The organism is Clostridium vincentii (assembly GCF_002995745.1).
GTDB lineage: Bacteria > Bacillota > Clostridia > Clostridiales > Clostridiaceae > Clostridium > Clostridium vincentii.
Genome location: NZ_PVXQ01000047.1, coordinates 1 through 19,721, shown reverse-complemented (window position 1 = coordinate 19,721; position 19,721 = coordinate 1). Strand labels below are relative to the sequence as shown.

General features: G+C 28.9%; 25 protein-coding genes. 18 read left to right on the top strand and 7 right to left on the bottom strand.

The features are described 5' to 3' along the window. The first annotated feature begins 532 nt into the window (after positions 1-532). From CLVI_RS15290 to CLVI_RS15235, 13 genes are all read left to right on the top strand, one after another. Entirely contained in the window at positions 533-1,057 is a 525-nt protein-coding gene (locus CLVI_RS15290; protein WP_106060981.1) for a hypothetical protein, read from the top strand. Between the two features lie 45 nt (positions 1,058-1,102). Next, on the top strand, positions 1,103-1,276 hold the full coding sequence (locus CLVI_RS17545; protein WP_170065695.1) for a hypothetical protein: 174 nt from the start codon (positions 1,103-1,105) through the stop codon (positions 1,274-1,276). A gap of 13 nt (positions 1,277-1,289) precedes the next feature. Next, the gene (locus CLVI_RS15285) at positions 1,290-1,781 is read left to right on the top strand and encodes a hypothetical protein (protein ID WP_106060980.1); all 492 of its coding nucleotides are present in this window, start codon (positions 1,290-1,292) and stop codon (positions 1,779-1,781) included. Then, a complete protein-coding gene (locus CLVI_RS15280; protein WP_106060979.1) occupies positions 1,760-2,203 on the top strand; it encodes a hypothetical protein in 444 nt (147 codons plus the stop codon). The genes CLVI_RS15285 and CLVI_RS15280 overlap by 22 nt, the downstream gene beginning before the upstream one ends. 138 nt (positions 2,204-2,341) lie before the next feature. Then, entirely contained in the window at positions 2,342-2,584 is a 243-nt protein-coding gene (locus CLVI_RS15275; protein WP_106060978.1) for a hypothetical protein, read from the top strand. A 406-nt stretch (positions 2,585-2,990) separates the two neighbouring features. After that, positions 2,991-3,200 (top strand): hypothetical protein, encoded by a 210-nt coding sequence (locus CLVI_RS15270; RefSeq protein ID WP_106060977.1) that lies wholly within the window; start codon positions 2,991-2,993, stop codon positions 3,198-3,200. 57 nt (positions 3,201-3,257) lie between these two features. Further along, positions 3,258-3,470 carry a hypothetical protein gene (locus tag CLVI_RS15265; protein WP_106060976.1) on the top strand — a complete coding sequence of 71 codons (213 nt, stop codon included), beginning with the start codon at positions 3,258-3,260 and terminating at the stop codon, positions 3,468-3,470. A gap of 157 nt (positions 3,471-3,627) precedes the next feature. Further along, positions 3,628-4,065: a hypothetical protein gene (locus tag CLVI_RS15260; RefSeq protein WP_106060975.1), complete on the top strand. Its 438-nt coding sequence runs from the start codon at positions 3,628-3,630 to the stop codon at positions 4,063-4,065. A 20-nt stretch (positions 4,066-4,085) separates the two neighbouring features. Beyond that, positions 4,086-4,871: a hypothetical protein gene (locus CLVI_RS15255; RefSeq protein ID WP_106060974.1), complete on the top strand. Its 786-nt coding sequence runs from the start codon at positions 4,086-4,088 to the stop codon at positions 4,869-4,871. A gap of 308 nt (positions 4,872-5,179) precedes the next feature. Beyond that, on the top strand, positions 5,180-5,656 hold the full coding sequence (rpiB, locus tag CLVI_RS15250; RefSeq protein ID WP_106060973.1) for a ribose 5-phosphate isomerase B: 477 nt from the start codon (positions 5,180-5,182) through the stop codon (positions 5,654-5,656). Positions 5,657-6,119: 463 nt separating this feature from the next. Continuing rightward, the gene (locus CLVI_RS15245) at positions 6,120-7,403 is read left to right on the top strand and encodes a PTS sugar transporter subunit IIC (RefSeq protein WP_106060972.1); all 1,284 of its coding nucleotides are present in this window, start codon (positions 6,120-6,122) and stop codon (positions 7,401-7,403) included. An 82-nt stretch (positions 7,404-7,485) separates the two neighbouring features. Then, positions 7,486-8,862: a glycoside hydrolase family 1 protein gene (locus tag CLVI_RS15240; protein ID WP_106060971.1), complete on the top strand. Its 1,377-nt coding sequence runs from the start codon at positions 7,486-7,488 to the stop codon at positions 8,860-8,862. Between the two features lie 20 nt (positions 8,863-8,882). Then, positions 8,883-9,299, top strand: a complete 417-nt coding sequence (locus CLVI_RS15235) for a hypothetical protein (RefSeq protein WP_106060970.1) — start codon at positions 8,883-8,885, stop codon at positions 9,297-9,299. A gap of 96 nt (positions 9,300-9,395) precedes the next feature. Here CLVI_RS15235 and CLVI_RS15230 read toward each other — a convergent pair whose 3' ends face one another. The 5 genes from CLVI_RS15230 to CLVI_RS15215 all read right to left on the bottom strand — a co-directional run bounded on the left by CLVI_RS15230 (position 9,396) and on the right by CLVI_RS15215 (position 13,156). Next, the gene (locus tag CLVI_RS15230) at positions 9,396-10,103 is read right to left on the bottom strand and encodes a GntR family transcriptional regulator (RefSeq protein ID WP_106060969.1); all 708 of its coding nucleotides are present in this window, start codon (positions 10,101-10,103) and stop codon (positions 9,396-9,398) included. Positions 10,104-10,291: 188 nt separating this feature from the next. After that, entirely contained in the window at positions 10,292-10,423 is a 132-nt protein-coding gene (locus tag CLVI_RS18015; RefSeq protein WP_278320535.1) for a hypothetical protein, read from the bottom strand. A gap of 42 nt (positions 10,424-10,465) precedes the next feature. Further along, complete coding sequence (locus CLVI_RS15225) at positions 10,466-10,975, bottom strand: ferritin (RefSeq protein ID WP_106060968.1); 510 nt, start codon at positions 10,973-10,975, stop codon at positions 10,466-10,468. Positions 10,976-11,066: 91 nt separating this feature from the next. Beyond that, positions 11,067-11,804: a TIGR03915 family putative DNA repair protein gene (locus CLVI_RS15220; RefSeq protein ID WP_106060967.1), complete on the bottom strand. Its 738-nt coding sequence runs from the start codon at positions 11,802-11,804 to the stop codon at positions 11,067-11,069. A 2-nt stretch (positions 11,805-11,806) separates the two neighbouring features. Continuing rightward, entirely contained in the window at positions 11,807-13,156 is a 1,350-nt protein-coding gene (locus CLVI_RS15215; RefSeq protein ID WP_106060966.1) for a putative DNA modification/repair radical SAM protein, read from the bottom strand. Between the two features lie 201 nt (positions 13,157-13,357). On the opposite strand from CLVI_RS15215, the gene CLVI_RS15210 reads away from it, so the two are divergent. Further along, positions 13,358-14,584, top strand: coding sequence for a GGDEF domain-containing protein (locus CLVI_RS15210; protein WP_170065693.1), 1,227 nt, complete (start codon positions 13,358-13,360; stop codon positions 14,582-14,584). A gap of 164 nt (positions 14,585-14,748) precedes the next feature. Further along, the gene (locus CLVI_RS15205; RefSeq protein ID WP_106060964.1) at positions 14,749-15,267 is read left to right on the top strand and encodes a TVP38/TMEM64 family protein; all 519 of its coding nucleotides are present in this window, start codon (positions 14,749-14,751) and stop codon (positions 15,265-15,267) included. Between the two features lie 39 nt (positions 15,268-15,306). On the opposite strand, the gene CLVI_RS15200 is transcribed toward CLVI_RS15205, so the two are convergent. Continuing rightward, the gene (locus CLVI_RS15200; protein ID WP_106060963.1) at positions 15,307-16,266 is read right to left on the bottom strand and encodes an acyltransferase family protein; all 960 of its coding nucleotides are present in this window, start codon (positions 16,264-16,266) and stop codon (positions 15,307-15,309) included. A gap of 144 nt (positions 16,267-16,410) precedes the next feature. Here CLVI_RS15200 and ppaX point away from each other — a divergent pair, with 144 nt between their 5' ends. Together ppaX and CLVI_RS15190 are read left to right on the top strand one after the other, a co-directional pair. Beyond that, a complete protein-coding gene (ppaX, locus tag CLVI_RS15195) occupies positions 16,411-17,046 on the top strand; it encodes a pyrophosphatase PpaX (protein ID WP_106060962.1) in 636 nt (211 codons plus the stop codon). A gap of 8 nt (positions 17,047-17,054) precedes the next feature. Continuing rightward, positions 17,055-17,393, top strand: coding sequence for an arsenate reductase family protein (locus CLVI_RS15190; RefSeq protein WP_106060961.1), 339 nt, complete (start codon positions 17,055-17,057; stop codon positions 17,391-17,393). Positions 17,394-17,428: 35 nt separating this feature from the next. On the opposite strand, the gene CLVI_RS15185 is transcribed toward CLVI_RS15190, so the two are convergent. Further along, a complete protein-coding gene (locus tag CLVI_RS15185; RefSeq protein WP_106060960.1) occupies positions 17,429-18,001 on the bottom strand; it encodes a flavin reductase family protein in 573 nt (190 codons plus the stop codon). A gap of 201 nt (positions 18,002-18,202) precedes the next feature. Here CLVI_RS15185 and CLVI_RS15180 point away from each other — a divergent pair, with 201 nt between their 5' ends. Beyond that, complete coding sequence (locus tag CLVI_RS15180; RefSeq protein ID WP_106060959.1) at positions 18,203-19,600, top strand: PDC sensor domain-containing protein; 1,398 nt, start codon at positions 18,203-18,205, stop codon at positions 19,598-19,600. Positions 19,601-19,721: the final 121 nt, after the last annotated feature.

Below are 19,721 nucleotides of genomic sequence, written 5' to 3'. Positions count from 1 at the left end.
GGTTTGATAAAATGTTTAGATATTTTGAAGTGCCTGAAGCTAAAATACATGTAAATATATTTGAATTAAAGAAAGAGATTACATATATTCTGTAAATTATAATATGGGGAGCCGTATGCGGGAAATCTGCACGTACGGTTCTGAGAGGGGCCAGGGAAATGATTCCCTGGTCTACTTACCGGTGTTTATTTTTACATGTATGTAAAAATAAACTATCTGACTTTTAGATTAGAAATTGGATTTACTTCAATCTTCCACTGTTAATAAGGAACACTATGAGAAATTTAATAGTAATATAGAAATAGAATAATCCATATTCGGCAAAATTATGAACAATGTAGGATAATATTACAAAACTATAGGGTAATTAATACATAAGATAAATAAAGACAAGCTAATGTGATAATATTTGAATATTACATTAGCTTGTCTTTATCTTTTTATATAGTGATTAATATTATCTATATTGAATTTGAGATAGAAAAATGATAGCTGATATCTTTATGGAAATAGATAAGGGAGGGAGACTTAATTGTTGAAGGTCTATAAGTTAAATGAAATAAAAGATAGTAAACTCCAATATGATAAAAAGAGCCCAAGGTTTATGAAGTATATAAGTTTGGGTGTACTTTTACTAATTATAGGATTTTTAGTATTTAGTATAAAGTCAGTGGAAACCTATGTAGTTAAAGGCGACGAGGTAGAGTTGGATGAGCAGATTGGAATGAAAAAAAGTAAGACAGAAGCTCAAAAAGAACCTATAACAAGTTCAACTAATGAATATATTCTAGATGCATTTAATAATGGGAAAATACATTTAAATACAAAGATAAAAAATGGTGAAAGAGTAAATCTGATAGATGGAGTTATAGTAGCAGGTTATGGAATCATTACTATTGGCAGTGAAGGTGGAGAATATGTATATAATAATGGTGGATATCGTGATGGAGATATGATGACTAAATTTAAAAGATATGGCTATCTTTTTGGGGGCTATGTTCTGGGTAGTCTATTTAATATTGGGCTAGATAACGGTTGGGTAACTGCAAGTAACTAATAGGAATTTACAATAAAATCTGAAGTTAATGGAGGAGAGTGAACAGTGAGAGGAAAGATAATAGCTACTTTTAGTATAATATTAATAATTATTTTAGCGATTATGGTTTTATTAATGAATAACAAAGAGATAACAAATGATAAGATTCCTTTAATATTCATAGGAGTAATTTTAATTTTAGCAATTATTTTTATAGGGCTGATTATTAAGAAAAAATAATAAACATATTGTATTGGAGGACACTTTTGAAATTAAGAAAGATATAAGAACATTAATTATATTAAACTTTTTAGCATATATAAATAACTTTCTGTTTTCATATGGGTGTACTTTAGCTAATGATAATTTGAGAGGGAATTCACTTGTTTTCGGGATATGGGCTTTATCACCTTATATATTTCTAGTTGGTACATCATTCATTATTGCAACAGATAATAAAAAAGAATATAAAATATTCAAAAAAGAAGCAATAGCAGATTGGATAATTAGATTTATTGCTTGTTGTGTTGTGTTTAGAGATTTTAATTTTAAATTTTTATCATTTGAGTATATTACACAACAGGGTATAGTTTTTCTATTATTAATGATCAATATAATATTAGAAATTAGAATGTACAAAAAGGCAATGAATAATATTTCCATAGAAGAGGATTTTGATGAAAAAGAAAACATATCAGAAGGTGAAAATTTAATGTTAAAAGCATGGGCAAAGCAACAACAATAGGGGTAACTTCCTTTTCTATATTTTTATTTATCATGGGTGCAGTTGTACAAGCTATCATTTTATCCAATAGTATATTGCAGAAAATAATTGTAATTATAAGTTCAATAGCTATTTTTGTGTGGTTCCTAAAAGTTAATTTGAAAAAATGCCAATTGTTTTATATAGATAAAGAAGTTGCAAATAAAATTTCTAAAAAGGATTCGGTTTATGCAGTTATTGGATTCTTAATCTGTATTTTAATGACATTAAATATTTTCGAACTCAGATTAGAAATAAGTTCATTTTTTGTAATCATACAAATATTGTTTTTATATCCCACAATACAAACAAATAGAAAAATGGCAATAAGATATAGAAAAATTGTAAAAATATTAGGGAATAGATTTGAACTTTATTTTAATTATGAAGATACACAGTATTGATGCGTATGCTGATTGGATAGATTCTTTAGGTAATGATAATGGAGGTACAGTCAAAATAAATAGAACTGGCTATACTTGGATAGTTAAAAAGCAATGATTTTTTAAGTATAGAAGTAATAGTGATAGGGGGTGAAAATTATGAATAAAAAAATAAATACTGTAATTAAGAACCTGACTATTGTATTTTTAATAATAACTTTAACATCTACTACAGTATCTTTAATTAACCCTAATAAAATATTGGATGATTTAAATATTGCGTTAATTGGAATAGTAATAGTTTTATTAGGTATTAAGGAACCAAAAAAACTTAATGGTAGAATATACATAGTTGTTGGTGTGCTTATTCTATTTGAGAGTATTTATAAAATTATAGTGTAATTTTATAAATATATTAAGGAAATATATCTCAGATAATTATATTTTATAAATTAGATGATGAATATATATCTATCTATCGTGTACTAAATAGTAAACGATATATGATTTCAATTTTATTTGATTAGAACAAAGCTTAAGATAAATCACTCGCAAGGGTATCTGGTGGTTTATAGGTTTAAAGAGAATTTAATAGTAATATACTCAAATTTAGCAGAATAAAAACACTAACTGCACTTTTAGGAACATAGGTAATGTAGATGTGCGAAAGTTGAGTAATATAGAAATGGAATAATCTATATTTGGTATTATTATGAACAATATAGGATAATATTACAAAAACATAGGGTGATTAATACATAAAAAAATACTTGCAATTGTTGATATAATATGAATAGAGGTGAAAAGAATGAAAGAAATAGATCCAAGAATTATAATTACAATATTGCTAGGAGGTCTTTTGGTTCAAGCTCTAGTTTTCCTTTTCATTAGCAGCATAGGAAATAATGCGGATACTATTATGTTAGTTATGTTAGGTAGTGCAATAGTACTTTTTATTATTGCAATAATATCAACTGTTGTTGATATTAATAAAAACCCTAATAAATACAAAAAATAATTTGCAAATCTAATCTGATGGTTCATATAGTGGAAATATTTAATAAAGGAGACATGTATGTTGAAAAAAGAAAAGAAAGACATAGATCCAAGGATTGTAATCATAATATTGCTTGTAGGACTTGTGTGCCAATCTTTACCTACAATTATTGATGTTGATTCAGATACCAGTACAGTGGTTTATACAGTTATTGCACTAGGATTTGAAATAATTGCATTAATATTGTATGTTGTTGATATTAATAAAAACCCGAATAAATACAAAAAATAATCAAATAAAATAATAGATAGTAATAGAAGGCACTAAACATATAAAATGTTTAGTGTCTTTATTTAAGTTTAATGCAACATTATGTTTTTATTTTAATATTATTACATTTTAGGCTAAAAAGTGATAATATATTTATATAACTAAGGAGGCGAATTAAATGGGGAGATTAAGAAAAACATTTGCTTTAGCTATTTTGATGGCTATTTCTTTTACTTTAATATCATGTAACAGCGGGAAGAGTTCAGAAACATCAACGAAGATTGAGGTAAAAGAAACTATTTCTAAATCAATTGAAAAAGAAGAATTTAATATAATGCTTAGTAATTTAGATGAAAATTTATTTAAGTCAAAAGCTGATATAAGTGTTGATGGGGATAATGAAGATTATATTAATTTTATTGTGGATGTAAACGCTAATGGGGAAACTGTGGCGTATGCTATAGCAAGATATTATTATGAGCAAGTTATAGCACTCAATAAGGAGACTATAACTGATGAAAATAAGGACAAGGTTAGGATGATTTTAAGAACAGGAAATGAAGAGGATAAAGCTTGGATGTATGAAGGCAAAAATGAAATTAACTTATTAAATTAGAATTAAGGATGTGAATAAATATGAATTTAAGGAAAATATTTAAATTAGCCTTTTGCTCTGTGCTTATTGGAAGCTTACTTTCAGTGGTAATACCAGTATCATATAGTGCAAGTGCTACAACTTCCATTTCAGTTGAAGATGAAAATGGGCGTGCAGTTGTTTCTATAAAAGCCTTATGTGAGGCTATGAACGGTAAAATAACAACAGTAGACAAGGATGGGTTAACTATATATGAAATAAATGGAAAATCAATTTATATTTACGATAATAGTTATTGTGCTTTTATAGATGGGGAGGTAGCTCCTTATGAAACTGAGGAACTTGCTGATTCTGTTGATAACAAGAAATTTAATTGGCCAAAATCCTATAAGCCTACTAAAACGGAGGATGGATATTTAATTCCAGTTGATTTCTTTGAAGCTTATGTAAATATTACAAATGAAGGTGGTAATTTTACTGTTTCTACTGAGGAAGAAAAAGAAGAAGTAGCAGTAGTAGCAGAGGAGAAAGATGAGGTAATTGTTAGTGAAAATCCGGAAAGTTCCGATGAAAGTGACAATCAGGAGAATAGTACTGGAGAGAGTAGTACTTCAAGTGGTTCAACATGGACTAGAAGTACTCCAACGCAAACTCCGGCAACAGTTGTAGTAGAAGAGCCTGCTGCAATAGAACCAGTAGAACCAGAACCAGAACCAACTCCCCCTGCTGCAATAGAACCACAAGAACCAACAGAGCCAGAAACTCCTGCTGAAACACCAGAATCTGATGATATACCAGATAGAACTTCTGGGGCTGATCAGTCTTAACTCTGAACAAAAAAATAAGTACCATCATTTACAAAATGTTAATGATGGTACTTATTTTATGTGCGTAATTATTAGGGGGATAAATGAGTGAATTCCGTAAATGGAATACATTTTAATTATAGACAGTAATCCAAAGATATATACATCTGAAATAAGACGGTAAATGGAATGTGTGACATGGCGAGCTATGTAGTATATCCTCATTGTCACCAAGAAAAATTATTGGCGTAAGTATAGTTTTTGACGGCTGAGTGTAAGTTATATATAATAATTATTATAATAAAAAAATTTATGGAGGTATATATATTATGAAAATTGCAGTTGCTTGTGATCATGCTGGTTTTAGTTTGAAAGAGGAAGTAAAAGTTTTTTTAAAAAATGAAGGACATGAAATTTTAGATTTTGGTACATATGATGAAGAATCATGTGACTTATCAGATTATATTTATCCTGCGGCTCTTGCGGTTGCTGAAGGAAAAGCTGAACGTGGTATATTTATTGATGGTGTAGGTTATGGTAGTGCTTTAATAGCTAATAAAATTTCTGGTTTATATGCGGCTGTATGCCAAGATCCGTTTTGTGCAAAATTAGCACGTTCTCACTCTAACACTAATGTCCTTTGTATCGGTGGTAAAATTATTGGGTCAGGAATTGCTATGGAAATTGTGAATACATGGATGACAACTGAATTTCTTTCTGAAGTGGATAAATATAAAAAACGTGTTGATAAAATAACTGAAATATCTGAAAAACATCTAAAATCACTTAAGAGTTTAGAAAAATAGTACGTAGTCAGTAAAATAAACCGACTCTATTTGGTATAAAATTGACAACAAGAAAAGAAGTTATAAGAAACATAAGTCTTTGAGAGCTATGAAGAGAAATTGGGTAAAAATAAGCTCAAAATATCTTATCAAAAGATAAGTCCCTATATTAGTAGTTAAACTATTGATAAGGGGACTTGTTTTTTTACTCCTGTGAATTGCTTAAATTATGTAAAGCAACTGAAGGAACTTGGTATAAAATTAATTAAATTAACTGAAAAAGAAAATCACTCTAAAAATAATTAAAAATCAGTTATATTATGTGCTGAAATATCACATAATACTAGTAAGGGAGGCTACTTTAAAAAAAAAAAACAAAAGTATGGTACTTTTTAAAAAAAAGTATTGATTTTTTCTCATGAAAAGGTTAACATAAGGTTGTACAAGAAATGTACAAAATATTATATTTCAAGGAGGATTAATTATGGACAAGATTACAGACGCACTTGGAAGAGTAGGGGCATTCGCTGGGGGTAATAAATATCTATCAGCATTAAAGAACGCATTCCAAGCATACATGCCAGCAACGATCGCTGGTGCATTCGCAGTTTTAGTTAATAACGTTATCATCAGTGACACAAGTGGACTTGGATTACTTTTTCCACAAGTAATGGCGCTAGAACCTATTAAACCGTTGTTTGATGCAGTTATATTCGCTACACTTAACTTTATATCAATCGGAATTATTTTCTTATTAGCAAATGAATTAGCTATCAGTAATGGGTTTAAAACATTGTTCCCATCAGTTGTAGCAGTTTTATCATTTGTTACAGTTTCAGACTTAAGCACTGGTGGACTTACTGCTGCTTATACAGGAACTACAGGATTATTTACAGGTATTTTTATTGCAATACTTAGTATGTCAATCTTAACATTTTTAAGTCATATAGAGGCATTGAAAGTGAAAATGCCTGATACAGTACCTTCAGGAGTTGGTGCAGCATTTGAAGTACTATTTCCTGCAATTTTAACAGTAACTATTGTATCAGCACTTGGATTGATTTGTAAAACTGTTACTGGATCATATGTAAATGAACTTATATTTAATGCAGTTCAAAGTCCTCTTCAATCAGTTGGGGGAACTTTACCAGGAATATTAATTTTAAGTTTAGTTGCAAATATATTCTGGACAGTAGGTATTCATGGTAATAATTTAGTTGCGGCTATTAAAGAACCATTATTGTTACCGTTAGTATTAGAAAACATGGAAGCAGTTAAAAATGGAGTAGCAGCACCAAATATTATCAGTTTAACTTTCGCACAAGTTTTTATGGAATATACAGGATCAGGAACAACAATAGGATTAATTGTTGCAATATTCATATTCTCAAAACGTGCAGATAATAAAGCAGTTGCAAAATTATCACTTTCACCAGCTTTATTCAACATTAATGAGACAGTTACATTTGGTATTCCAATTGTAATGAATCCAATATTAGCAATACCATTTATTATTACACCATTAGTATCAGGCGCTATAGCATATTTCCTTACTGTTATTGGCTTCTGTGCAAAGGTTGTTTTAAATGTACCTTGGACAACACCACCTTTATTAAACTCATTCCTAGCAACAGGTGGAAGTTGGACTGGCGTAGTTACACAAGTTATATGTATAACTTCAGTAATATTAATTTACATTCCATTCTTCTTACTTTATGAAAAAGAACAAAATAAAGAAGATTTAGCTAGACAACAAGAACAAGCATAAATTGTATACACTAGTTTAACTAAATAATTAAAAGGGGGGGAGTTTATCTTCCCTTTTTAAGTTATATAAAAAGGAGATTAGTATGGAGAACAAAGGATTTAAAGATAATTTCTATTGGGGTGGTTCTGTATCCTCATTTCAAACAGAAGGAGCATGGGACGAAGGTGGTAAGGGTTTATCCGTTTATGATGTAAGACCTATGAAACCAGAATTTTCTGATTGGAAGGTGGCTATTGATTTTTACCACCGCCATAAAGAAGATATTCAATTATTAAAAGAAATGGGTTGTAATTTTTACAGAATTTCTATAGCTTGGGCTAGAGTAATTCCTAATGGTGATGATATACCAAATGAAGAAGGATTAGCCTTTTATGATATGATTATAGATGAATTAATTGAGGCAGGAATTGAACCAATGATTTGTCTTTATCATTTTGATACACCAAATCATTTGGCAAAGGATTATAATGGATTTGCAAGCCGCCATACAGTAGATGCTTTTGAAAAATATTCTAGACTTGTAATGATCCGTTATGGTGATAGAGTAAAACATTGGATGACTTTCAATGAACAAAATTTACATTCAATGATGCTTAAGGTTTCAAATGCTGAAGTAATTCCAGAAGGTATGGATGCTACAAAATTTTTATATCAAGTAAATCACAATATATTCATAGCTCATTGCAAAGCAACAAAAGCATTAAGAGAAGTAGCTCCAGATGCTTTAATGTGTGGAATGAATGCAGTTACAATTTATTATGCAGAAACTGCAGAACCAAAAAATGCTATGTTTGCAAGATTAGCTAATGATTACTTTAATCATTTTCATTGTGATGTATTTGCAACTGGCAAATATCCATCATATATGATTAATTATTTAACTAATAGAGGATGGATGCCTGAATTTGAAGAAGGCGATGCAGAAATATTGAAAAATACTGTAGATTATATCGCATTTAGTTATTACCGTAGTTCTGTGTTAAAAACAGAAGAATTTGACCAAAGACCACCTGTAGATATTCTTAATTCAGCAACTGTTCAAAATAAGTATTGTGACGCAACTGAATGGAATTGGGAAATTGATTCAATAGGATTTAGGCATATTACTACAGATTTATATCATCGTCATAAGTTACCTGTATTTGTTTTAGAAAATGGTATGGGTCACAGAGAAGAATTGGATTCACAAGGAAATGTGAATGATGATTATCGTATCAAGTACCATAAAGAACATATTCAAGAATTGAAAAAATCAGTTGTAGAAGATGGAGTCGACTGTTTAGGGTATATAACTTGGGGACCTATAGATATACCAAGTAGCCAATGCGAAATTGCTAAAAGATATGGTTTTGTTTTTGTAGACCGTACAGAAAAAGATTTAAAAGAATTAAAAAGAAGCAAAAAGAAAAGCTTCGGTTGGATAAAAAAAGCTTTTGAATCAAATGGAGAAGATTTATAAGCGCGAAATGAGGTATAGAAATGAAATATAAGATTCGTTTAAATTTAGCCATGGTCTACGTTTTTTTAGTATATATATACTATATAGTGAAAAATTTCACTAATATTGCTTTCCTTGGCGGTATTCTATTTTTCATAGCATGGTTTTGTGTTATTGATTTATATTATTCAATTGAGAAGGGCAATCTAATTGCATTTCGAATTATAGGGAGCAAAACATTTAGAATGAGAGATGTTGTTGCACTTATAGATCCTATTCCAGTTATGCATAGGTTAAATCCAAGGCCTGGAACCCTATCAGTTTATTACAGTGGAAATAAAAATGTGAATAAAAGATTTAACGTTTGCCCTAAGGATCAAGCAGGATTTTGTAATGCTATGTTTTTGGCAAACAAAAAGATAAAAATTGATGTTAAGAGTTTAAAGAAATCAAAATAGATTCATTAAGTGATGAATTTTATTAATGTAAAAAAAGAAATTGCCTCAAAAGTGAGGCAATTTCTTTTTTTTATGGTGATAGATAGTAAAACAATATTATCCAAGTAGTACAATTGTATGAAATTCAAAATCCTTAAAATGATGTCTTGAGTAAGAAAATTCAAATATAACTCCTGAACTTAAATATGCAACTTGTTCAACCTGTATATAGGGTTCGCTTTTTTTTAACAATAGATACTTTTGCTCTAAAGGGGCTGATATAGCAGAAGTTATATTTTTATGTGCACTTTGAATTTTTAAATTTAAATCATTTTCAATATATGCGTAAATAGAATTCTCTAAATGCTCAATTTTTAAATTTGGAATAACATTAATAGGCATATATGTAATTTCCAATGAAAATGGTTTTCCGTGAATATAGCGACAACGTATAATATGATAAACAAAAGCCTCTTTTTGTATTTGTAATTTACTAGCAATAAAGTTATCAGCTTGAATTACTGAAAATTGTATAACTTTACTAGTCATATTATTGTATAAATTAGAGAACGGACGAGTAGAAACCACCGAAGAATAGTGAATAGGACTAACTGTCTTTAAGTCTTTAACAAAGGTTCCAGATCCTCGTCGTCTCACTATAAACCCTTCTTTAACTAATATAGCTAAGGCTTTTTTCATAGTTTGTTTATTACAATTGTATAGGGTACATAATTCATTCTCATAGGGCAATCGTTCACCATAAACATATTCATTATTTTCGATTTTATCTTGTATACTATTTGTAATCATTATATATTTTAACATTATATTCCTTCTTTAATTATTCATATTTTGCTTATACTATAAGTCTAAATGAATGTAAGATTTCTTTCAAGTAGTTAAGTGGGAAAATATATATAAAGTATCATTATTTTCAATTATTATGAACGAATTTCGGATTGTAAAGATATATAAAATAAAAAGATGAATTTTGTTGCCTTTTTACCAAGATATTATAATTTAAATTTGTTAACTCTATCCATCATATCTTTTGTTGCAGTATTGATGTTTTCAATTTTAGGAATGACCTCATCGATAGCTTTAGCAATACTGTTAGAGGAGAAAAAAACCAAAAAAATCTCCATACCATAGTAGTAAAATACTATAGTATGGAGAGCTGAGTTTTCTTATGCAATTACAGGGGGAGTATAAACTCTAGCAGCAAGTTCATCGTCCATCATATATAATGCTGCTGGATTATTTTCAGATCTTTTAACTCTTTTTAACATTGAGTTAAATTTATTTTCTTCTTCTACTTGTTCATCTATAAACCAATTTAATAGACTAAGAGTAGCATGCTCTTTTTCTTCAGTTGCAGTATCAGCAAGTTTATATATCCTACTTGTTACAATTTTTTCATGTTCAAAAGATTTTTCGAAAACATTAAGCATATTTTCAAATCGGATATCTGGCTTTGCAATGGCCTCTAATTCTACTGTTCCTTCTTTTTGAAATATGTAATCATAAAATCTCATTGCGTGGAATTGCTCTTCTTGAAATTGAATCCTAAAGAAATTAGCAAATCCGCTTAAATCAATGGATTCAGCATAAGCTGCCATTGATAAATAAAGGTACGCAGAGAAAAATTCGAAGTTTACTTGATCATTAAGTTGGTTTTGTAATTTTTTACTTAACATTTTAATTCCTCCTTGTTAACTATATATAGTTATTAAGTTTAGTTTATATCATTTAATACAAATTATCAAACAATAATTAATTGGGCAAGCTTTATTTAGTTTCTACTAGATGTTTCCAGTATCTTTTAGGCATCATTCTTTTTTGTAACTTACTATTTTTTCTTTCAATAATTGTAGTAGATTTAAAGTATTCTTTCCAAAGAACAGTATACTTATCATTATAGTTTTTAAGCTCTTCATAATCTTCTATATTCATAGGGACTATTTCATAAGACTTTGAATCATATATTAAAGCTTTATTTCTAAAAATATCATGAATAATTAAATATTCATTAGAGAATCTATTTTTAAAATGTTCTGCTATAAGCTCTAAGATATCGTTATCCGGCTCAATTGCAGAATATAAAAACCTATCATTAATATAGTTAAATCGGATAAAACCTTCGAATCTGTGACTTTCTAATGAAACTCTTTTATTTATAGCATCTACAAGACGCACAATATCAAGGTTTAGAAAATTGTGTACATCTTTTTTAAGTTTAAAGGCAGTTTTTAGATAAGTTAGTATTACAATTTCCTTATCTTTATAGTTACTTAAGTACACTAAATAGATTTTTTTAAAAGCTAAGGGATCAATTTTATTTATAATTCCATCTTTGACTTTTTTAAATTTATTTGTATCTGTTGCAATGCTAATAACTTCCCCTAATAGAAATTCATTGAAATCAATTTTATTATAAATCCATTCCGGCGGGGCCTTAGTATAAAAAGATTCATAAATACAAGTTAGTAACCCCTCAAAGCTGCCGTCATATAAAAATATTTTCACGATTAAAATTCTCCAGTTATTGATGAGGCTTTTTCAGGTATGGAAAGTATGCTTTTAGATGGAAGAATAATACCTGAGGGACTTATTATCTCGTCTGATGATATATTATTAAAAAAAGATAATTGATTAGGGTCATGCCTCTTAGAATAGGTCTGCCTTAAAAGCTTATTTTTTATACTTAAGTCATCAAAGGGAACATCACCATAGTAAATACCAGAGCAAGTTATAAAGTATTTTGCACGCTTTAAAACAATACCTAGTTTTTTTAAATCTTCAAAGTTTAAATTATAAACCCTTCTAACTTTTAAAATTCGTCTAGCAGATATTACCCCTATCCCAGGTATGCGCAAGAACATTTCATAGGAGGCTTTATTAATTTCTACAGGGAAATCATCTAAATTTGATAAGGCCCAATATGTTTTTGGATCTAAATCTAAATCAAAATTATCATCTGGATTTTTCAAAAGTTCCTCAGCTTTAAAGCCATAGAATCTTAGTAGCCAATCTGCTTGATAAAGTCTATGTTCTCTAAGCATAGGAGGATGAGTTATATCAGGCAGAAATTTATTGTTCTTAATAACAGGAACGTAGGCAGAGTAATAAACTCTTTTTAATTTGTATCTGTTATAAAGAGCTTGGGAGAGATTAAGTATTTTAAAATCACTTTCAGGAGTAGCACCAACTATGATTTGTGTACTTTGACCTCCAGGAACAAATAATGGAGTGCTTTTTATTGTTTTTTTCATTTGAGTATAGTTAATAATAGAATTTCGTATAGTCGCCATAGGTTTTAATATTGTATCCTTACTTTTTTGTGGTGCTAGTAGTTTAAGGCTATTACTTGAAGGTAATTCAATATTGACACTCATTCTATCAACGTACTTACCTGCCTCTTCAATCAAATATTGATCAGCTCCAGGAATAGCTTTAAGGTGAATATACCCATTAAATTTTTCTACAGTTCTAAGTTGTCTAACAGTTTTTAAAAGTAGCTCCATAGTATAGTTAGGATTTTTAATAACAGCTGAGCTTAAAAAAAGTCCTTCAATATAATTACGTCTATAAAAATTTATAGTAAGGCTACATATTTCATCAGGAGTGAAACTAACTCTTTGAAAGTCTCTAGAAGATCCGTTTATACAGTATTTGCAATCAAAAACACAATCATTTGAAAATAAAATTTTAAGAAGCGAAATACATCTTCCATCAGGAGTGAAGCTATGGCAAATACCGCTCTCTGAAGCATTGCCTATTCCGTTAGGTGAACTTTTCCTCTTAGAACCAGAGGAAGAACAGGATACATCGTATTTTGCAGCGTTAGATAGAATTTTCAATTTACTCATTACATCCATAGTTACAGCTCCTTTAATTAGATTTAAGTACAAGACCGTTATAGATAGTATATACGAATATATGTTCTTGAGCAAATGAAAAGAATAATTTCAATCATTGAGGAATTATATAAATATTTAACAATATTTACAATATATAAGTAAAGGTATACAATTAAGTATAAGTTTATAAAAAAAATTAAATGATGGGAAGAGATGAGTATGAAGGTTTTAAAAATAGTACGTAATGTACTAATAAAAAATAAGCTAGACAAAAGCTTTGAAATTGAATTAGCAAAAAGAAATATGATTACAGCTAAAATTATGATGACTTTTATAGCAATATTTCAAATTTATGATATTATATATACTATTTTTAAAAAGAAAAACATTTATACATTTCCTAATTACATTTACATGACATTGTATATTTCCTTACTTATTGCAACAATAGGTATATTGTATTTAGTAATAAAATTAAGTAAGAACATAGAAAGAAATGCAAATAAGATACTCATATTTTCAACTATATATAGTGGACTTATTCTTTTATGGGGGACAGGCGTTACAGTACTAGATTTTAAAAATTCTGATGAGATAATTGTATATATAACAATTGTAATAGGTATAGCAGCTACAAGTTATATGAAACCTAAGATTTCTATTATAGTATTAAGCTTGAATTGTATAATATTACTTACTTTGATTATAAATATTAATACAATATTTCCTAATTATGAAATGTTTAAAATAGATCATCAAGGGTTATACGTAAATATTGTTATATTTACTATAATGGGAATATCGGCTTCTATTATGCGTTATATAAATAAATATGAAGATTTTAGACATAGACATATTATTATTTCGCAAAATAAAAAGCTTAATGAAATGAATAATGAGTTAAATAGATTAAATGCATATTTAAAAAGCATCTCGAAAACAGATTGTTTATCAAAACTTTATAATAGATGGTGCTTAGATGAAACTATGCAAGATCAGTTGCAAATTTGTATTGAAAATAATACAAGCTTAGCAGTATTAATGATGGATATAGACGACTTTAAAAGTATTAATGATTCCTTCGGACATGAGATAGGGGACAACGGTATAAAGATGGTTTCAAGTATTATAAAGAAATACTCTGAAGAATTTTCTTTATCATCATTTAGATATGGAGGTGAAGAATTTTTAATTTTAATGCCAAATTTCGATAAAAGAGATGCATTCAGAATTGCTAATGATATAAGGACGGATATTAGTAACACTGAAATAAAAGACACTAATATTAATTTGACTGTAAGTGGAGGATTGCATTGCTGCATGCCTAAAACAAAGGAAGAATATGATGACTTTATAGTTAAGTCAGATAGAGCTTTATACAAGGCAAAAGACAAAGGAAAGAATTTTATTGAAGTTTATGAAGAATTAGTAGTTTCACAAATATAGCATAAAATGCTTCTTAAGTAAGAAATAGGTTAATAAAGTGGATGCGGATCGAATAATTATAAGAGTTTTAATATTGTTTTAATAAATCTTAACACTTCTTTGAATACGCTATTAATAATCTTATTTTAAAATAAGATTATAGAGTACAAAGAGGGGGCATATTTATGGAATTAATATATATAATAACATGTTTTCTTCAACCTATTTTATTACCAACTCCTGAAGCTATAACTATATCAATGGGGTCAATGGCATTTGGATCATTTAATGCATTTGTGATGGGCTTTCTTGGTACAATGCTTGGAATAATTACAATGTATAGTATATCTAAAAGGTTTGGATTGAAATTAATAATGAAATTTATTAAAGATAAAGACTTAGAAAAATATAAAAGTTATGTAAAAAGAAATGAAGTGCTTTTAACGGGATTACTTTTTATTATACCAATATTACCAGATGAGGTTGTATGTGCAGGAGCAGGGGTCCTTGGAATAGCCAAAAAACCATTTTTTATTATTGCAGCAGTAACAAAAATGATTACTATTGCATCGTACTCCTATATGGTAGAATTTGCAGCAAATTTCAATATACATGGAATTGAATTAATATTAACAGAGTTAGTTATACTAATAGCTATAGTTTCTATAAATGGAATAGCAAAATATAAGAAAGTAAGTGTATAAATTTAATTAATACACAGATAAAAGAGAAGTTTAGAGTAACTAAACTTTTCTTTTTTTTATAATAGAACTTAAAGCAATTAATAATATACTCACAGTTATGGTGAGTATAAGTATAGCTAGTTCTGCCATTAGAATATTTAGTGGTGTTGAATAATTAATAGGAGAGTATTTATAAAGAAGTTTTATTATAAAACCATGAGATACATATAAAACAAGAGAAGCTTGGCCTATTTTAGATAAGCTGGTTCTTGTTTTAGGTGCAACACCTATTAAGAATGCTATAACTACAAAGGAACTTATGTAATGAAATATTCTAATTATAAAAGCAAAAAGTGAGCTATCAGAATAAGTTGAATAGTTAGTGTATTCAAAGAATAACTCTACTGGTACAAAATCTGATACCGAGTAAAGAATAATAAAAAATACAACTGATACTATAGCAAGTTTATATTTATATTTTCTAAGCTTTTCAAAATATTCTTCCTTGAATCCCATTCCAGCTATAAAGTAGGGTAAGAAGAAAAATGTTCTGGAAATACTTGCATAACTACCTATACTTTGATCAAAACCTACGTATAAAGAAATTAGGATGGATATTATAAACCATCTTTTTTTATTTTTAATAAAGTCTGAAATAATATACCAGCTCATTAGAGAAATAAAGTACCACATAGTCCAAGTTGGTGCAAAGAAATTAATTTTGGAATTTAGATCTCCAAATAATAGTTTATTAGCTAGAAAGTAAAAAATTTGTGCAAACAAATAAATTTTTAAAATACTAATTACTTTTTCTTGAGTTGTGCGCTTGCTCCTTATATTAAAATATCCTGATATAAAAGCGAATAATGGCATATGAAAAATATACAAAAAAAGAATAAAATAATTCAAATCTATTGAAGTTGGATTTGCATATTCTAATGAATTACCAATAATCACACAAATAATAAGAAATCCCTTAAGGTTGTCAAATAAATAATTACGTTTGTCGATAAGAGTCATCTCCTTACAATGGTTAACAGAGTTTTAACATTTCTTTAACAAGTATAATAGGAGTGTATATGAAATTCAATATTTTTATTAAGGTAAATTTAACCATACATTTTATATGATATAATATAAAAAACTAGAAATGGGGGCAAAATAATGATTAAAGCTATCTTATTTGATTTAGATGGAACTTTACTTGATACTAATGAATTGATTTATAAAGCTTTTTGTACCACTTTCAAGGAGGTACTAGGTATAGTTCTTCCGAAAGGTGAAATAACAAATTTATATGGGAAACCACTTAAAGACTCTTTTGCTAATTACACAGAGGATAAACAAATAATTGAGAATTTAATAAAAACCCATAGAAATTATAATGATTTACATCATGATGATATGTGTCAACCTTTTAATGGAGTTTTAGAGTTATTAACTAAACTTAAGGAAAAAGGTATAAAATGTGGAGTAGTTACATCAAAAAGAAAAAATGTAGCAATTCATGGTATGACTCTTGGAAGAATAATAGAGTTTATGGATATTATTATTTCACCAGAGGATACAAAAAAACATAAACCGGATGGAGAGCCCGCCATGACGGCTTGTGAATTTCTTGGAATTGAACCAAAGGAAGCCATTATGGTAGGGGACAGCCCTTATGATTTAATGTGTGGGAAAAATGCAGGATGTTTTACCTGCGGAGTTGAATATACCACATTGAATATTAATGAACTTTTAAAAGTTGAGCCAACATATATGGTAAAGAATCCTTTGGATATTCTAAAACTTATTTAGGAGGAAAAATGAATATACAGATTTTTGGAACAAGAAAATGCTTTGATACTAAAAAGGCTGAAAGGTATTTTAAAGAGAGAAGAATTAAATATCAAATAATAGATATTAAGGAAAAAGAAATGAGCAAAGGGGAGTTTACATCAGTGAAGAGTTCTGTAGGCATTAATGAACTCATAAATACTAAAAGCAAAAATTATCCTAAGTCTAACTTGGCAAATATAAGAGGCACAGATGTAAAAGAAGATGTTCTGTTAAAAGATCAGAGTTTAATAAATACCCCGATAGTTAGAAATGGTAAAATAGCTACTGTTGGATATAAACCCGAAGTTTGGGAAAGTTGGAGTTAGGAAAGCAGCAACATACATATATAGTTTTTATGAAGCTATTTTCTCTTTTTTCTTATTGAGTATCCGAAGCTACCAAGACTTTTTTTAGCCATAGGATAATATTCTCCGTGGCAGTAAGAAATTAGATCCCCATTTTCAAAATGTATTTTGCCCTTAGAGTCCATAAGGTCCTCATTAATGTGAGAGCACATTACATCTGCAAGAATTAAATCATGTGATCCTAGGGGGATTATTTGTCTAACCTTACATTCTATAGATACAGGACATTCATTAATATAGGATACATCTATTTTACTACATTTCTTCATAGTAAAATTCATTTCTTTTAGCTTGTTATTTTGTCTGCCGCTTTTAACACCGCAGTAATCAACAGCTTTAACCATTTCTACATTCGGAAGATTAACTACGAATACTCCTGTTTCTTTTATGTATTCATAGGATAATCTTTCAGGACGTACAGATATAGAAAGCATAGGAGGTTTGGTTGAAATTGTACCAGTCCAAGCTACCGTAAATACATTCTCTTGTCCTTCTTTATTTTTAGAGGTAATTAAAACCACAGGAACTGGGTTTAAAACTACACTGCCTTTAAATTCTACTTTATTCATAAAATACATCTCCTAATATGGGATTAGTTATGATGTAAAGTATAGCATTTTTTCAGGTGTTAATCTATTACTTAGGATAAAGTTAGAGTATGTTTTATCTAAAATAACACTAAAGTATTTCTAGAAATTGTCGATATATAACATATAGATATAATAGTAGGAGGCAGAGATGGAAAAATTAATGAAAAAAATGTAGAAGAGATGAAGAAAAATGTAAAAGATATGAGGAATTTGAAATCGATTAAAGCAAAGATAATACAAGTTATGATCATAATAGCAGCTATTCCAATTATTATATTAGGGATATATGCATCACTAACTTTCAAAAACAATAGTCAAGAGGAATTTCAGAATAGTTCTCAAACCTTAGGCAAGGCTATGATAGATGAGATTGATGGTGTATTTAATTCAACTGAGGTCACTATAGATAGTATAAATAGTACAAATATTTTTGATGGTAGCTTAGAAAATAGTAAAAAAATCAAAGAACAATTAGCAATAATAGAACAAAGTAATTATAATTATCAAGGAATTTATTTTGCTGCTAGCAATAAAAATGAATTTATATTTTCTAAGAATGAGGGTATTCCGGAAAATTTCGATTATTCATCTAGAGATTGGTATAAGAAAGCATTGGAGGCTAAAGGTGAAATTAGTGTAACAGATGTTTTTGAAGATGTAGCAACAGGAGAGAATATTGTATCTGTTTCTAAAGCGGTAATAAAGGATGGAAATGTTTTAGGAGTTATTGGTATTGATTTAAATATTGGAAACATTAAAACAACCATAGATAACACTACTATGGGCAAGTCTGGAAAAACAAATCTTATGGATTCAAAAGGAGTTGTAATTGCTCATAGTAATAAGGATTTTGTAGGAAAAAATATTTTTGAAAATACAGAAGTTTGGGATACTATAGTTACAGAGAAAAATGGGGGAACTAGTGCTGAAATATTAGGTGAACCTTATAGTTTATCATTCCAAACCTCGGAAAAGACAGGCTGGAAATTAGTTATAGAAATGCCGAATTCTGAAATGCAGGAAGCTAGTAATGGATTTATGATGACTTTAGCTATGGTTTGTGTAGTTGTTTTAATTATTTCTAGTATTATTGGAACAATATTTTCAAGGGGTATTTCAAAAAGTATTAAACTTATTAAAGAAGGTACATTAAGGGCAGCTGATGGTGATTTTAGTACGGACATAGATGTGAAATCAAAGGATGAACTTCTTGAATTCTCAGATAGCTTTAATGTTATGCAAAATAAGATTTCTGATTTGATTAACAATGTATCAAATACGGTGAATGAAGTGAATGATACTTCTATTAATTTAGCTAATATGAGCGTTGAAGTCGCAGCATCTATAGGGGAAGTAGCTTCGACAGTATCAGAAATTTCAAAGGGAAGCATGGAGTCTGCTAATAACTTGGAGATTGTGACAAATGAGTTCGAAGATGTTTCGAACCAACTTAATATAATAGATAATGTAACAAAAAAAATTAGTACTATGGCTACTGAAACAAATGAATTAAGCAAAGACGGAATAACAATGATCGGTATAGTTATGACAAAGTCACAAGAAGCAAAAGAGAAGTAAGCGTCAAATAACTCATCACCTAGGACTGGCAGTAAATTAATGTGATAATACTCCTATACTTAGTAGGAGGTAATTTGCATGGCAGAAAGAAGATCTAAAGAAGAATGGATGATACTTGTAA